Genomic DNA, 15606 nt, shown 5'->3' with positions numbered 1-15606 from the left:
GCAGATCCCCCTCGCATGTCCGTTATTCAGCTAAATTTCTGCTATTCCTTCAAGCCCTCTTCCCGCGCCTGCCGGTCATATTCCCGGTCTGCTTCTTTCATTGCGCTGCTTACATCGCCATTTCTGACAACGAGCTCCTCCAGCAGCTTATAGTACCAGTTGCGGAACTGCTGCGGAATGGTATTGCCGCCCCACCAGTTGTTGATCATCCTTGATTTCACAGTCTGCGGGTCGTCAAGAATACGCAGCGCCTCCTGCATCGGCTCACTGACCGGATAGACCGGTTTAACTATGGTGGCCGGAATCCCGTTAATTGCCGCCAGAAAGGTGCCGTACTGCTCAGGACTGAAGAAAAATTGCAGGAAATCCGTAATCGCTGCTGCCTTTACCGGATCACCGGCGGCTTCCGTCGAGAAGGACCAGCCGGCAAGCGAAGGAAGGCCGGTCACCTTGACCTGCCCGGTGCGGTCCGGCACCGCATAGAAGCCGAATTCAAAGGCAGGGTCCGCAGCTGCAATCGGCGAGAACATCCAGGGCCCCGAGTAGAGCTGGGCCGCTTTCCCTGACACAAGGAAGGATACGGTCTGGTTATCGCCGATATTCTGCCAGCTTGGATCAACATAACGGGTGAACAGCTGCTTGAAGTCGCTTACGGCCTGTATCACATTGGCATCGGTAAAGCTGGTCTTGCCGGCCGTTTTCTGTTCGTTCCAGTCCGGATCAGCGGCATACACATTATCGATCAGAAATTTATTGATCCAGAAGCCCAGGTGAAACAGATCCTTCCCCCCGGCCACCAGCGGTGTAATGCCGGAGGCCTTCAGCTTCTCCTGCACGTCCAGAAACTCATCATAGGTTTGCGGAAGACTGGTAATTCCGGCTGCCGCATAAGCTTTTTTGCTGTAGATGATGCCCTGCGGCGGGGTTTCATACAGCGGAGCGTTCCACACTTGTCCGTACACCTGTACAGGATGGTCCAGAAGCTCCACCAGCTCCTTCGGGAGCGGGGCGATTTTGCCTGCAGCGGCGAAGGCCTCTGTATCACGCATCTCCAGCAGATCGGGAAACTCGCCGACGGCATCCTTTATTTTCAGCCAGTCCAGATAGGCGCTGGAGGAAATTTCGCTGAGGTCCTTGATCGTCACATGGGGATGAGCCTGCATATAGGCGGCAATAACCGCCTTCAGTGCCTGAGTCGTCGCCATATCCCCGGCAGCATAAGCAATGGAAAAGGTGACCGGCCGGAGAGATTCCTCCTCTCCCCCGCCCTCATCCCCGGAGCGGCCCGTGCTGCAGGAGGCAAGGATCGCGAGGGTGAGAATACCCGCTGCCGTTTTTCTTTTGCTAAACTTGTACATACACCGCTTGCGCTCCCTTACAGTAGACTACGATCTTTGTTCAATAACAGGAAACAGCAGGGTAACGGATGTTCCGATATGCTCCCGGCTGCTGACGGTAAGGCCATACTCATCCCCGAAGCTGGAACGGATACGTTCATGGACATTTTTCAGGCCTACATTTTTGCTGGGGGCGGCGGGGTCTTCCAGATTCCGGTGAAGCTGTGCCAGTGTCTCCCGGCTCATCCCGATGCCGTCATCATAAATGGTGACAGCCATTACGTGTCCCCTACGCTCAACCGTGATGCCTATTGTTCCCTTGCCCTTCTGGCGCAGACCATGCTGTACAGCATTCTCGACCACCGGCTGCAGCGACAGCTTCAGCACAGGCCAGTCCAAATCAATATCCTGCGGAATTTCCTGCTGAAGCGTATACCGGTTTTCATACCGGACGGAAATAATGTAGAAATAATTATGAAGATGATTAAGCTCGCTGCCGAGGCTGACCCGGTCCTCCCCGTAATCGATTACATACTTCAGCTGATCCGAGAGGGCCAGAATCATATCCGCCACTTCCCCGGCCTCCTTATCCACTGCATTCATGCGGATAACCTCCAGGGTGTTGTATAGATAATGCGGCCGGATCTGGCTTTTCAGCGCGTTCAGCTCGGTCTGCTTCTGCTTGATCTGGGCCACATAGGCTTCGTCAATATGAATTTTGAGGCGCTCCACCATCCGGTTAAACCCATGGGCCAGCCGGCCCATCTCATCATTGCTGTTCACTGTCAGCTGGGTATCCAGGTTGCCTGACTCCACCACCGTCATCTGCCTGATCAGCTCCCTGATCGGTGCAGCCAGGCGGCGGGAAAACCACGCCCCCATTACAATCATCACAACCGCGCAGATTGCAATGGCGGTATATACAGTCATCCTTGCCGACAGCAGCTGCTCGAACAGGCTGCCGCGGTGGATTCCGGCGATAATCTGCCCGTCCAGAAAAGGGATCTCCTGACTGAGTGTGATCCGCTCCTTATCATCCAGCACGGGCTCTACTACTGCCCCCGGAGCCACATTCTGATTGCTGAAATACACTCTGCCCTGGCCGTCCAGCAGGTACAGCTCATCCTTGGCGCCGAGACTGAGCTCCCCGATAAATTGCTGGAACAGCGAGGTGTCGATGTCCAGGAAAAGGGTCCCAACCACCTTGGGCTCCCGGGACACTCTGCCCGAGGTATCGATCAGGGTGCGGCCGATGGTGAATACGGTTTTGTGAGAGTCAAAAAAGTAATCATCCGTATGTGCCGGAAATACCGCTGCTTTGGCCGGATCTTTAGCCATGGCCGCCAGCCACTCCGGCCGGGCGAAGTCGTCCGTTACCAGCGAGCGGTTCTCCTTCTGCTGCGAGTATACCTTGCCGTCCGCACTCCTTACAAACTGCACACCGGTAATATAGGAATCGCTGAACAGCAGCGTTTTGAGGAAGCTGTCAATCGGGATGGCATTAATCTGCCCCAGCTCATTGACATTCGCCGTCTGGTTGCGGCTGTAGCTGTCGATGTATCCGTCGTAACGGCCGGTGTACATCAGCTTGGAGATTTCATTGTACTGGTTAAACGCGGAGTTGAGATTATAGCCCATATACAGCACCATCTGCTGCAGATTGTTGGCCGTATAGCGCTCCACATAACCGGAAAAGGTCTTGACGGAAAAAAAGCTGAGCGCCAGCAGCGGAATCAGCCCGACCAGCAGAAAGGATGCCGAAAATTTGACGAAAATACTGCTGCTCCTCCCCCGGTTCAGCACGCATACTCCCCCTTAAACTCTATTATCATGCCGTCAAGGCTTCCAGGACTGTTTATATTCCTGCGGCAGCCTGCCGAATTTCTTCTTGAACATATCGCTGAAATGACGGGCATTGTTATAGCCGACCAGCTCGGCGATTTCATAGATCATCAGATTGCTCTGGAGCAGCAGCCGGCGGGCATGGTTCAGCCTTACCTCCGTTAAATAGTGCTTGAAGTTCTGGCCGGTATGCTTCTTGAAAAAGCTGCTGAAATAATACGGGTTCATGTACAGCATCGCTGCCATGGATTCCAGCGTAATATTCTCGGCATAATGCTCCTCCACATAAGCTTTGACCTGGAGCAGCTGGGGCATCTCTTTGCCGCTCAGCCTGCCGGCCAGCTGGTCGTACAGCTGCTGTACCACGCTGCAGAAAGCCTCCCCCAGCGCAGCATAGGTTGGAGCCGCAGTAAGCTGCTCCAGCAGCAGCGGGCTGGGGCCCTGCTGGGCGGCAGCATCCGCACTGTATTCGGCAAGTTCCTGCTCCAGCTGGAGCACCGTATTGTAGATGTGCGATACCGCCTGGGCAGGGCTGCCGACGGAGAGCTGCTCCACCTGGTCAAGCAGCTCTTTGCACCGGCCGGCGGCAGTCTCCTTCTCCAGCATCTTCAGCGCTTCTATCAGCGACAGCTGAGTCTCCGCCAGGAAGGCCGGCGAGGACAGTGAAGAATGAGCCTGAGCAGCGCCGTCATCTGCGATAACCCGGTTCAAGCCGCAGAAATATTTGGATTTGAGCGCTTTCAAGGCGCTGCGGTAGGATTCGTCCGCCTCCTCCATTCCGTCTCCCGGCAGGCCCACGCCGATGGTCACCTGCAGCTTGAGATAGCTGTTGATCTTCTGGTGCAGATCAATCAACAGAGCAAGCGGCTGTTCAGCCTGCTCATGCTGCAGCAGCATACACAGCCGTTCCCCCTTGCGGAACACATATCCGCTGCCGCTGCTTTCGACCGTCTCTTTGATAATATTGCTGAGCGCGAATTCCACCAGCTTGCGTTCATGCTCCTCCCAACGGGAGGAGCCGCCGCTGTATTCATCGATCTCCACTGCACAAACGGTAGCAAAGCGGGTAATGGCCGTATTCCCCAGCCGGGCCAGCGTGACTGCAGCCCCCTTGTTGCCGTCCGTCAGCTGTTCGAGCAGCTCTTCAATCGTGCCCGAGACCTTTTTACGTTCATAGGATTTCAGCCTCTCCTTGTTCCGCTCCTCCTCCGACTCCTGGCGGATCAGCGCGGCTGCCTTGCCTGCCGCCTGTTCCAGCTGGCCGGTATTGACCGGCTTAAGCAGGTAGTCCACCGCGCCGTACTGCAGCGCCTGCCGGGCATAAGCGAACTCCTGATAAGCACTGATGAACACCACCTTGATGGAGCGGCCTGATTCATGAATCTCGCGTATAATGTCAATGCCTGAATAACCCGGCATGCTAATGTCACTGATAATCAGATCGGGAGCAGCGCTGTCTATCAGCGTCTTCAGCTCAATCCCGTCGCTTGCTTCCCCGACGATTTCAAGGCCGAGCGACTCCCAGGCGATCAGTTTTTTGAGCCCGCGAAGAATGACCGGCTCATCATCGGCCAGTACCACACGTATGCTTCTGTTCATGCTTGTTCCTCCGTGTATATGTCATCTTGCTGCCGCTTCCGGGATTGCCCCACCACTACTGTACCACAGAAGCCTGGCAGGACAGATGCAGCTTTTTAATGGAAAACCGCAGTTTTTTAAGCGGGTGATCCGTAACTGTCTGTTCCCCTCTTCATGCGGCCGCATGGCACAATCCGGCTGCAGCTTGTATACTTGTACCAAAAAGGAAAGGCGGTCATCTTCCTGATCTATTTCATTAAATTCATCTACAGCTTTATTCTGCCGCCGGGCCTGTTCGTCCTGCTGCTGACTGCGGCTGCACTCTGGATCTGGCGCAAAAACCGCCGTCCGGCCGTCACTCTGCTGGTTATTACCTTGCTGCTCTACCTGTCTATGACACCGCTGATGTCAAGTCTGCTGATGGGCAGCCTGGAGCGTAAATACAGTCCGCCATCCCGGATCGACGGCGATGTGATCGTCGTACTGGGCGGCGGGGCAACAAGCGGAACGCCGGATATTGACGGCGAGGGCAATCTGTATGGGCCTGCGGCCAACCGGTTGTTGACGGCAGCCCGGTTATACAGGGAAACCGGCCTGCCGCTGCTGTTCACCGGCGGCCAGGTGTTCGCCGACAGCGGCAATGAAGCGGACATTGCGAAGCGCCAGCTGATTGGCCTTGGCATTCCGGCAGAGGATATCCTGACCGAGAACCAGTCGCTCAACACCGAGCAGAACGCTGAGTTTACCGCAGCGCTGATGAAGGAGCACGGGCTCAGCCGCCCGGTGCTGGTCACCTCCGCCTTCCATATCGCGCGCGGCATGGAGGAATTCCGCAGCGCCGGGTTATCCCCGCAGGCTTATCCGAGCGATTATAGGGTCAGCCGCATAGGCTCCTTCACCCTCTCCAAGCTGTTCCCTTCACCCGGATCGATGGAGTCTACCGGAGTGGCGCTGAAGGAATACCTTGGCCTGCTGGCGGCCAGGTTATAGACAGCCTGGCCGGCAGCGGACTAAATAAAAAGCAGTGGCCGAAGGAATTTTTCCCGCGCCACTGCTTTTTGTGTCCTGCGTCCTATTTGACCAGATCGTAAAATACGGCATCTGTCATGCCGGCCAGCTCCTGCGGGTCCAGCTCCATCTGCATGCCGATTTTGCCGGCACTGACCGCAATCGTATCGTACAGCTCCGCGCTTTCCTCAATAAAAGTCGGATACAGCTTCTTCATCCCGACCGGCGAGCAGCCGCCCCGGATATACCCTGTCCACTTCAGCAGGTCCTTCATCGGCAGCATCTCGATCTTCTTCTCTCCCGCAGCCTTGGCGGCCTTCTTCAGATCCAGCTCCCCGCCTACCGGAATGACGAACACATACAGATTGGGTCCGTTATGTGCCACCAAAGTCTTAAAGACCGTATCCGGATCAAGACCGATCTTTTCGGCCACCGCGGTTCCGTGAATCGCCCCGTCCTCGTTATCATAATGATGCACCTCATAGCGGATGCCCTTGGCATCCAGCATCCGCAGCGCGTTTGTTTTACCTGTCTGCATGTTTCCCACCCTTTTCTGCCCAGTATCATTTAATAGATTATAACCCGCTGAATATGTATAAAAGCTATTATAACACGCGCCGTTTGCAGTCTATAATACCGGATGCGTTAATGCTCGGGACAGCTCTGCCGGACAATAACAAAAACCCTTGGCGGCCCAAGGGTTCAGTTATTTGGAATCGTCATCCGGTCAAGCTGTCTTGCCCGGCTAATCGCGCGGATAATTCACTGCCATAATATCCATAAACGGAACCTTGTGCAGTTCCCCGTTAAAGCTGACATGCACCTTGCCGGTCCGGGAGTCCATACCGGTAATCTGCCCGCGCACCTCTTCTTCTTTTCCCCATACGGTCAGCACGATCACTGACTCCTCCTGCATTGCTTCTGTCAACTGGTTGCCGAGCTCCTCCAGCACAAATTCATCTCTCGTCGGCCGTTTGGCCACTTTCGCTTTTGCCACGCTTTACCTCCATTAAGCCATTCCTGGGATTCCTTTTAGCAACTGTTCAGCAGCTATAATGAATGCTCCTAAATATTATAACATGTACTCCCCGGGCAGCAACCCGCAGTGCAGCAAAAAGGAACCGGACAGCAGCCCGGTTCCTCCTAATACAGTGTTATTGCATAAACTATTGAATGGTGGCGCCGATATTAGTGCCGGCTGGCGTACCGGAGCCGATCAAATCGCTGCCTGAGGCCAGCTTCAGGAAATTGCCGAGGCTGAGAGAGCCGTCAGCATTCCGGATAACCGAAGGAGTCAGGCTGACGAAATCCGCACTGCTCGCCACAAGCCCCTTGGCGTTGGTGCTCGCGTTATTCTTCCACCATACGTTAGTGCTGGAAACATCCGTTCCGCTTGTCTTGTCGCTTGATGATCCGGCAAAGCTCAGGTTATTCGTGAAGACATGGGTACCTGCATCAAAAGCAAAGTTGCTTCCGCCGTTGCTCCATGACGTATTGTTGGTCATTTTGATGGAGCCGGGGTTGCTGTTATAGGTGAAGCCGTGCTTTTTGTTCTGGAAGGCCACGCTGTTCGTCACAATATGGTTCACAGAGATGGATTCCCCGCCCAATTTGAAGCCGTTGCCGTCACTGTTTGAAGTTGAATTGCCGTCGGAGGTTTGGCCGTTCTTGTAGGCAATGCTATTCTTAATGGTTACTACGCCGATGGGGCCGGTATCCGTCTTGGTGTACAAATCCCATCCGTCATCGGTATTCCAGGCTGCAACGCATTTATCGAATACATTTCCGGGTCCAATCGTCAGCTTGGCGGCAAAGCCATCCGCATCCTCCCCGTTATCCGGGTCAAAATTGTCATGGGAGTATACGCCGATAATCTGATTGTAGCTTGGCCATTCGCTCATGCTGGCGGCAGACGAGGCATAACGGCTGATTTGCAGTCCGGAATCCCGGTTATGATGCGCCTCTATATTCTCGATAATGTTGTAGTTACCGCCAATAAAGATGCCGTTGTCTCCGGCTCCCTTGACTTCAAGTCCTTTTACATGCCAGTAATGACCAAAGATCTGTAATCCGCGTTCCGAGGATGCAAATGCTTGGGCGGAGAAATCAAAAACCGGCTTTTCACTTCCATAGGCGACGATGGTCTTGCGCGCACTGGCGGTGCCGCTGTTATCCCGCTCGATCGTCACTGGTGAAGAGAAGGAATAGGTGCCGCCGCGCAGGTATATCGTTCCGCCCGCAGCAATCCGGGTTAATGCAGATTGCAGCGTAGTCGGGCTTCCAATCGTACCGGCATTGCCCGCAGCACCGTTAGCAGCGACATAAAGCGCGCCGGAAACCGGAGTTGCAGTCGGGACAGCTGTAGGCGCAGGAGTGGGCGCTGTTGTCGCTGTTGCTGAAGGAGTTGCAGTCGGTGTAGGCGCTGCTGTCGGACTGCTGGTGGGTGCCGTTGTAGCGGTTGGCGTGGATGTAGGAGCAGCTGTGGTATCGCTTACAATTACATTATCAAATTTGGCAGCCGTCTTGTAGGCAATCAATCCAACCCCGCCGGAGCTTAAAATGTTATCGTGTGCATTTAGTTGCAGCACATTATTTACATACATGCTGATCGAATCCCCGGCTAGTTCCAGCCGGATGTTGTACACTGTTCCTGTCGTGATGGAGAAGCCGGTCTTCGTAGCAAGTGTAGTGCTTTCGCCGCCGAACTTTTTGCGGATTTCCAGTGTTCCCCCGTTCGAATTGGAGATGGAAGCGGCGTAGTAATTGTTCCCGTCCTTGTAACGTCCGCACACATACGTACGGTTTGTGCCGTTAAAATTATCGATTTTGACATCAGCCTTGACGCTGTAGTCGGTCCAGGAGCCGCTGCCTGCCGAGGTACGGCCTTCTGAACTGCCGGATTGATAATATACATAAGAGCTGCCGTCCTTTACTACTGACCAGGTACCTGTCGTGCTGGTCCAATTACCGGCGCTGCCGGACTCAAAATCATCACTGAAGACGTTGGCCGCATGTACTGACGGTATCCCCCATTGCAAGCCGCCAAAAGCGATTACAGCAGAAAGCGCAATACATGCAGTGAAAGAATATCTCTTTTTTATTTTCACGTTAACATTTACCTCCGGATTAATTTTTTATTTTTTCAGTAGCAGCTGCAGCTGTAGCATTCCATGTCATTCTTGCTGTTATTACCGATAACAGTTATTCATCGTTCATGACATCCCTCCAATAACTTGGAAACTGCAGATTGCTGCGAAAAACACATTTCCGCAGGAGTCAACCTAACTTCCACTATAAATCCTTTTTTAGGATTGTACAGATGCTTTTGAGTAAATTTATTACATATATGTGAATGAATTCGATTTTTCTTTCGTGTCTCACTTGTAGAGGGTACGATAGGCATCTGATCATGCAAAAAGCTGCCCGGCAGGGCAGCTTCATATGATCCTCTATTCAGCTATTGCGCATCCGCTCAACCAGTCCGGAATACACTTTATACTGTTCTTCCCACGCATGCTTGCGGTTAACGAAACCTTTTCCCTCCAGCAGCGCTTCTATAACATCCAGACAGACATGCCAGCCGGCCAGGTCCCTGGGAGTGTGGTCCGTAATTGTACTTATCGTCTCGATTAGCCGAAGACTGCTTCCGCCCGGCTCTGCTACAAGCTCAAACCTGATCTTATCCTCACCCCAGGCGTACTCCAGCACAGCGGCAGGCTCGTAATCCGAGATGCCCATCACCTCATACGTCCCGTCCCCCATATCAAACGTCATGCTTCCGCCCGTGCCCAGCTCACCGGCCCTAAGCTCAGGAAACCATTTGGAAAGCAGCTCATTGTCCGTCAGATAAGCCCAGACTTCATCTACTGTATGCTTGTAATGGCGGTCAAACGTTGCTGTAAAGCCGTCCGGCACTTTCTGAAGTCTGGCAGTCATCTGGATTCCTCCGAATCTGAGTGGGATTGCTCCATTTAAGGCGATTGATGATCAAAATAAGTGTAAATTCGCCACCTAATTCTTAGCAAACTATCGAAAAGCAAGAAACAAGTGGAAAAACGCATCTTAATTCTACATATTTTGCACCCAGCAGGGCTTACAGCCCGAAATAAGTGGCGTTTTTCCAACTAGTGCCGATTAATAGTAAGAAACATTGAAATTAGGTGGCGAAAATCCAACTAATGTATCGCATCATAGGAACCAAACAGCGTATTGTGAGTTATTCTCCCAAAAAGGATATCACTTGCAGGGCGCGTTATCAAATAATAAACAGCAGCAATAACTATACCTTATAATCTTCCCATCTAACTGGTTTGCTGTTAATTGAAGCTGCCGGCCTTTTGTCTATGCCGGCCTCAAGCCGCAGCAGATCACCGCCGAGGGTAGTGTATTCTGCCGAGAGTACAGCTCCAGCCGTGAACACCGGCTTACGGGCTGACAGAGCAGCGGCAAACTCCGCCAGGCTGCCGATGCCTTTTTCCGCTGCCTCGGCTGCTGATATAGCTTCAACCGCTACACCGCCCGGCATTCCTGCCGCCGTTACTTCCAAGTAATCCTCCCGGCTGGTCAGCTGATACGCCCTGGACAGCCAGACAGCAAAATAAACGCCCCGGACCAGGCCGTAAAGCGCCTGTTCCTGCTCCAGCCAATCTCCCTTCGGCAGCACACCTACAACCGTGTTCTCCGTCCCTTCTGGCACAGGGAACACTGACAGCACTGTCCCCTTATGGAACATCACTTCCATATACGGGCTCTGATGGCGGGGATCGCCTGCACGGTAGCCTTCGCCCGGATGGAAGAAATACAGCCGGTTGACTTCCCCTTCCCCGCTGACCGGCAGTGAATAAGCCCAGCGGAGCTGCTCATTATCAAATTCCTCTACCCGTTCCCACAGGCCGCCTGCCGCATACGCGTCTGTAAAATAAGCGTATGAATGGAGCAACGGCTGCTCCTTAGATTCGCCGGGATTTACTTTTTGCGTTAGCTTCTTCACCTCTACAGGCTCCCGGCGGTTTAACGCTGTTTCCCGGGCTTGTGCCGGAGCCTCGTAGAACAGAAACCCTGCATATTCCGTGCGCGGCATACTCCCGGTTAGCGGGAAATCGCCGAACTGCACATAATCATGCAGCACGTTCCGGTCAGCCGGCACATCATGCGGCCAGCCGCGGGAATGTGCGCCGGCCCAGGCACCGCGCAGATAGAAGTCACTGCGCACCTGCCAGAGGTAGTCCAGCATCTCTCCAAGCAATGCCCGGACTCCGCTGTCCGCCTCAAGCTCCCAGGCACAGGTGAACGCCTGCACCCAGTGCCAGAACCACGGCAGACTGCCATACTCCGGCATCCCTTTTGCCCGGATATGGCTGAGTGTCTGTTCCAGACTGGCCACGCCGTCTGCACGCAGCTCCTCGTCTCCGAACAGCTGGCCGAAAATCAGCTTGGCGGCTGTATACTTGGCTTCATGGTGCCCGTAATGCACCACCTCTTTACGGAAAAAGCCGCTGCGGTAAATATGCCCGGTTGCTGTATGCAAAGCTACTCTGAGCCCAGCGCTCAGCAGGCCGTTGTAATGCCGGCAGAACCAGACCAGCAGGCTGCCCATAATTTCTGCCGGCAGCTCATGCGGTGCAGCTTCGCGCGGCAGCGGATTCAGGCCAAGCGGCCAATGGCCGTACAGGCGGGTTCCCGGTTGCCGGTTCTGCAGCAGCACGGTTTCCAGCAGCACCGCCTCTGCTTTCTGCCGGGCCTGCTCACGTTCTGCTTCCGGAAGCATTGAATCGTCTACAGCAGCCGCAAACAGATAGGAAGCATAATAGAAGTTATTGCGGACGTCATCGTGAAACCAGAGGCCACTATCCAGCAGCGGCAGCGCCTGTGCCTCGAGTGCCACCTTTTGAATGATCTCCCGTTGTCTCTGTGCATAGGGATTATCTAGTTTATAGTGTAGCTTAGCCGTCATCCTTTTCCCCTCCCAGGGTATTATTTCCATCCTATTGTGCACGCTTTCCGTTCATATGGCAATCACAAAAAACAACAAATAAACTAAAATAAACAGACTAAAAAAGATTATCTCTTGCCAAATGAACGTAAATGGATTAAATTGTACCTATACGAACGAAAATACGTCAGCGAAGGGGATTGAATACGTAATGGAAAGACGTTTTGCATCGCATCCGAATGAAGTGAAGCAGTTTGACACAGAGCGCCTGCGCAAGGAGTTCCATATCCCGGTTATTTTTGCTCCAGATGAGCTGAAGCTGGTCCTGACCCATGAAGACCGCATGATCGTGGGCGGAGCTAATCCGGTAAACGAAGATGTTGTACTGACAACGGACCTGAAGGAGCTTGGGGTAACCTACTTCCTGGAGCGCCGCGAGCTGGGTGTTATCAATGTCGGGGGTAAGGGCTCTATCATTGTAGACGGCACTGAATACGAAATTGATTTCAAAGAATGTCTCTATGTCGGACAAGGCGCTAAGGATGTTGTGTTCAAAAGCGCAGACAGTGCCAAGCCTGCCAAGTTCTATCTGAACTCTGCTCCGGCACACCAGTCCTACCCTACTACCAAGACTACTCTGGAAGAATCCGAATCCGGCGCACTCGGCGGTCTGGAGAATTCCAACGAACGGACCATTCACCGTTTCATCCATACGAACGGCGTACAGAGCGCTCAGCTTGTAATGGGTATGACTCAGCTGAAGCCGGGCAGCATGTGGAATACAATGCCGTCCCACACTCATCCGCGCCGGATGGAAGCCTACTTCTACTTCGATCTTCCGGATGATTCCATTGTGTTCCACCTGATGGGCGAGCCGACTGAAACCCGCCATATTGTAATGCACAATGAGCAGGCTGTCATTTCCCCAAGCTGGTCGATTCACAGCGGCGTAGGTACACACAACTATACCTTCATCTGGAGTATGGCCGGTGACAATAAACGTTACGATGATATGGACCCCGTAGGCATGAAAGAATTAAAATAGAAGAAAACCAACTACGGAAAGACGAGGCAGGCGGATGAACCCGATACGGCGACACGAGATGATTATGGAAGTTATGCTGAACCAGAAGGATGTAACGGTAAATGAGCTCAGCGACAAGCTGCAGGTCAGCGGAAAAACAATCCGCGAGGACCTTAGCAAGCTTGAGGAGCAGGGATTGATTGTGCGGGTGCACGGCGGAGCCGTACTTGCCCAAAGCGATCAGTTCGGCATCCTCCCTGTAAAGAACCCGCTGGATAAATATTCAGACGAGAAAACGGAGATTGCGCTGCGTGCCATTTCCCACATCAGACAGGATGACATCATTGCACTGGACGGCGGAAGCACGACGCTGGAAATTGCCCGGCGGCTGGACAACATGTCTCTTACAGTGGTTACCAATGATGTGTACATCATCAGCGAGCTGGTTCCAAAAGACAACATCCGTCTGGTCGTTCCCGGAGGGTACCGGGTCCGCAATATGCTGGCCGGTCCTGAAGCCGTCGCCTACGTGCAAAAGCTAAATATACAAAAAGCATTCCTGTCGGCTACAGCCGTGCATATCGAGCACGGACTGTCTATCTACACCGGTGATTTAATTGATTTCAAGCAGGCGCTTGTCTCCACAGCACGCAAAGTTTTTGCTGCCTGTGACCATCACAAGTTCGGACAGACTGCGCTGCGTACCTTCGCTTCATTGCAGGAAGTCGATGTGCTGCTGACAGACAGCGGCCTGTCCCCTGAAACGGCGGAGCAATTCCGTAAGGCAGGCGTCAGCATTGAAGTCGGCTAAGCTGCCAAACACAAAACATTCATATTACCCATTTAAAGGAGCGAATTATATTATGTCATCTTTATTCAGTCTTGCAGGCAAAACAGCAATTGTAACCGGAGCAGCACAAGGTCTGGGCCAAGGGATCGCCCTTGCTTTTGCCGAAGCAGGTGCAGACGTTGTATCCATCTCGCTCAATGAAAGTAATGAAACAGTAGCGGGCTGTGAAGCTTTTGGCGTCAAAGCCCTTAGCATCTCAGCTGACCTGAGCGACCACACCAAGCTGCAGGCTGCATTTGACCAGGCTCTGGAACTGACCGGCAAAGTGGACATTCTCGTTAACTGCGCAGGTATGATCCGCCGTACTCCAGCCAAGGACCACAGCGAAAAAGACTGGTTCGATGTAATCAATCTCAACCAGAACACTGTATTCCTGCTGTCCCAGATCGCCGGCCGTCACTTCCTGGAAAGAGGAACCGGCAAAATCATCAACATCTGCTCCATGCTGTCCTACCAGGGCGGTATCAACGTTCCAGGCTACACAGCAAGTAAGCATGCTGTTGCCGGCTTGACCAAGGCTTTCGCTAACGAATGGGCACAATACGGCCTGAACGTTAACGCTATTGCTCCTGGATACATGGCTACTGAAAATACAGCACCAATCCGTGCGGACCAGAACCGTTCCGATTCCATCCTTGAGCGTATCCCTGCAGGCCGTTGGGGAACTGCTGAAGACGTTAAAGGTCCTGCAGTATTCCTGGCTTCCGCTGCTTCCGACTACCTGAACGGCCATATCCTGGCTGTTGACGGCGGATGGCTGGCCAGATAATATCGCTTCATTCCTCCCGATGAAGGAGCTTTCTCACATACACTTACACCCGCATGCCACAGGCATGCGGGTGTTTGGTGTTCTTATTCTGCTTTTATTTCTGCAGCAGCTTCAGCACACGTCTGATATGCTCCACTGCCTCTGTGCTCTGCTTATCCTGCGGATTAATTGTCATTTTGTCCGTAATGATGATCAGGCCTTTATCGTAATATACATGCTTTTTCAAAGCGTCTGCTACCGCCCTGAGCGGCACAAAGGTCCGGCCATTTAAAATTTCCGCATCCGGTATTACGGTCTTCTGATTCATGTATAACACCGTCGCTTCCAGCTTCTTGAGATCGACCGCTATATTGGCACCAAAATTTGCAGAGATGAACTTCAACGGCACCATCGTCCGTCCGTTACGGATATAGGGCTCAACCTTGTAATTGTCCTCATCGACCCGGGTAAGCCGGTTTCTCGCGAGTACAACAGAGTCTCCAACCGTCAGCACGACCCCATCCTCCAGGATCGCATCCGTCAGGGCACTCCTTGTTGTTCCCTCTCCGTCAGACTGGCACGGACTGCCCTTATACAACGCCATATAGTCAGTGATAATATCCACTGCTGCCGGTCGCATGTCTTTGGTTAGCTTCGTATTATTAAGCACTTGTTCCGTAATTACCCAGCCGCAGTCCATATTCTGCTGTGCGGCGGCAAGCGCCTGAATCAGCGCAACGGTCTGGCTGTCCGGCAGCGCCTTTTGTGCTGCAGTAATCCAGGTAATATCCGGCTCCATGTAGTGATCCAGCACCTTCAGGTAGCCGATTACAAACATCTCTTGCGCACTTAGAGCAGATATATCCAGTGATGCAGTTGATTTACCGTACACCAGCTGCGCGTATTCCTCAGCATGCTCCCTGTCCGACCAGGCCAAATCCGAATATAAGGCATTGATTGCGGCCGCTTTCACATCCACCGGGTTGGCCGGCAGGGCCAGATAGTCTGCTACAGTGCGGGTTAGCCCGGTTTTTTCGGCCTCAGCTACAATTTTGACATCCAGATAGGCTTTGTAAATAGCGGTTGAAGTAACCGGAGAATCCGCATGAACAAGGGCTGACCCGCTTCCGGTAAAAAAGGCTGCGCACATAATAGCCGCCGCAATAATCAGCTTCCCTAAGCGGGAACTCATAAATGTATTCATTTTCATACCTCCCTGTTTTTTTGTGACAGAATTTCAGATAGCTAACCGGGCACAGAGCCGCAACCCTCCGGCTAAGCATTGCC

Annotated in this window: 13 protein-coding genes; 4 read left to right on the top strand and 9 right to left on the bottom strand. The window is 53.2% G+C overall.

The genetic code is table 11. The features are described from left to right. Positions 1-41 precede the first annotated feature (41 nt). Genes BLR64_RS07920 through BLR64_RS07910 form a run of 3 tightly spaced genes read right to left on the bottom strand, consistent with a single transcriptional unit; the run spans position 42 to position 4778 of the window. Complete coding sequence (locus tag BLR64_RS07920) at positions 42-1358, bottom strand: ABC transporter substrate-binding protein (RefSeq protein WP_090713602.1); 1317 nt, start codon at positions 1356-1358, stop codon at positions 42-44. A gap of 27 nt (positions 1359-1385) precedes the next feature. Beyond that, positions 1386-3140, bottom strand: coding sequence for a cache domain-containing sensor histidine kinase (locus BLR64_RS07915; protein ID WP_090713601.1), 1755 nt, complete (start codon positions 3138-3140; stop codon positions 1386-1388). 33 nt (positions 3141-3173) lie between these two features. Continuing rightward, positions 3174-4778 carry a response regulator gene (locus BLR64_RS07910; RefSeq protein WP_090713600.1) on the bottom strand — a complete coding sequence of 535 codons (1605 nt, stop codon included), beginning with the start codon at positions 4776-4778 and terminating at the stop codon, positions 3174-3176. A gap of 222 nt (positions 4779-5000) precedes the next feature. Here BLR64_RS07910 and BLR64_RS07905 point away from each other — a divergent pair, with 222 nt between their 5' ends. Next, a complete protein-coding gene (locus tag BLR64_RS07905) occupies positions 5001-5747 on the top strand; it encodes a YdcF family protein (protein ID WP_090713669.1) in 747 nt (248 codons plus the stop codon). A gap of 82 nt (positions 5748-5829) precedes the next feature. On the opposite strand, the gene ybaK is transcribed toward BLR64_RS07905, so the two are convergent. From ybaK to BLR64_RS07880, 5 genes are all read right to left on the bottom strand, one after another. Then, the gene (ybaK, locus tag BLR64_RS07900; protein WP_090713599.1) at positions 5830-6303 is read right to left on the bottom strand and encodes a Cys-tRNA(Pro) deacylase; all 474 of its coding nucleotides are present in this window, start codon (positions 6301-6303) and stop codon (positions 5830-5832) included. A 207-nt stretch (positions 6304-6510) separates the two neighbouring features. Further along, positions 6511-6762 (bottom strand): YolD-like family protein, encoded by a 252-nt coding sequence (locus BLR64_RS07895; protein ID WP_068720975.1) that lies wholly within the window; start codon positions 6760-6762, stop codon positions 6511-6513. A 169-nt stretch (positions 6763-6931) separates the two neighbouring features. Further along, on the bottom strand, positions 6932-8263 hold the full coding sequence (locus tag BLR64_RS07890) for a right-handed parallel beta-helix repeat-containing protein (RefSeq protein WP_415840996.1): 1332 nt from the start codon (positions 8261-8263) through the stop codon (positions 6932-6934). Between the two features lie 955 nt (positions 8264-9218). Next, positions 9219-9701, bottom strand: a complete 483-nt coding sequence (locus tag BLR64_RS07885; protein ID WP_090713598.1) for an SRPBCC family protein — start codon at positions 9699-9701, stop codon at positions 9219-9221. A 343-nt stretch (positions 9702-10044) separates the two neighbouring features. Next, positions 10045-11718, bottom strand: a complete 1674-nt coding sequence (locus tag BLR64_RS07880) for a hypothetical protein (RefSeq protein ID WP_208607148.1) — start codon at positions 11716-11718, stop codon at positions 10045-10047. Between the two features lie 190 nt (positions 11719-11908). Between BLR64_RS07880 and kduI the strand changes: the two genes are divergently transcribed. From kduI to kduD, 3 genes are read left to right on the top strand one after another with little or no spacing between them, the layout of a single operon-like run. Beyond that, a complete protein-coding gene (kduI, locus tag BLR64_RS07875) occupies positions 11909-12742 on the top strand; it encodes a 5-dehydro-4-deoxy-D-glucuronate isomerase (RefSeq protein ID WP_090713597.1) in 834 nt (277 codons plus the stop codon). 34 nt (positions 12743-12776) lie between these two features. After that, positions 12777-13532, top strand: coding sequence for a DeoR/GlpR family DNA-binding transcription regulator (locus BLR64_RS07870; RefSeq protein ID WP_090713596.1), 756 nt, complete (start codon positions 12777-12779; stop codon positions 13530-13532). Positions 13533-13584: 52 nt separating this feature from the next. Further along, the gene (kduD, locus tag BLR64_RS07865; RefSeq protein ID WP_090713595.1) at positions 13585-14340 is read left to right on the top strand and encodes a 2-dehydro-3-deoxy-D-gluconate 5-dehydrogenase KduD; all 756 of its coding nucleotides are present in this window, start codon (positions 13585-13587) and stop codon (positions 14338-14340) included. Positions 14341-14434: 94 nt separating this feature from the next. Here the strand turns inward: kduD and BLR64_RS07860 are convergent, their stop codons facing one another. Beyond that, the gene (locus tag BLR64_RS07860; RefSeq protein WP_167360623.1) at positions 14435-15523 is read right to left on the bottom strand and encodes a stalk domain-containing protein; all 1089 of its coding nucleotides are present in this window, start codon (positions 15521-15523) and stop codon (positions 14435-14437) included. Positions 15524-15606: the final 83 nt, after the last annotated feature.

The sequence above is a fragment of the Paenibacillus typhae genome, assembly GCF_900099765.1.
Taxonomy (GTDB): domain Bacteria; phylum Bacillota; class Bacilli; order Paenibacillales; family Paenibacillaceae; genus Paenibacillus_AQ; species Paenibacillus_AQ typhae.
This window is presented reverse-complemented; position numbering and strand designations above follow the sequence as displayed.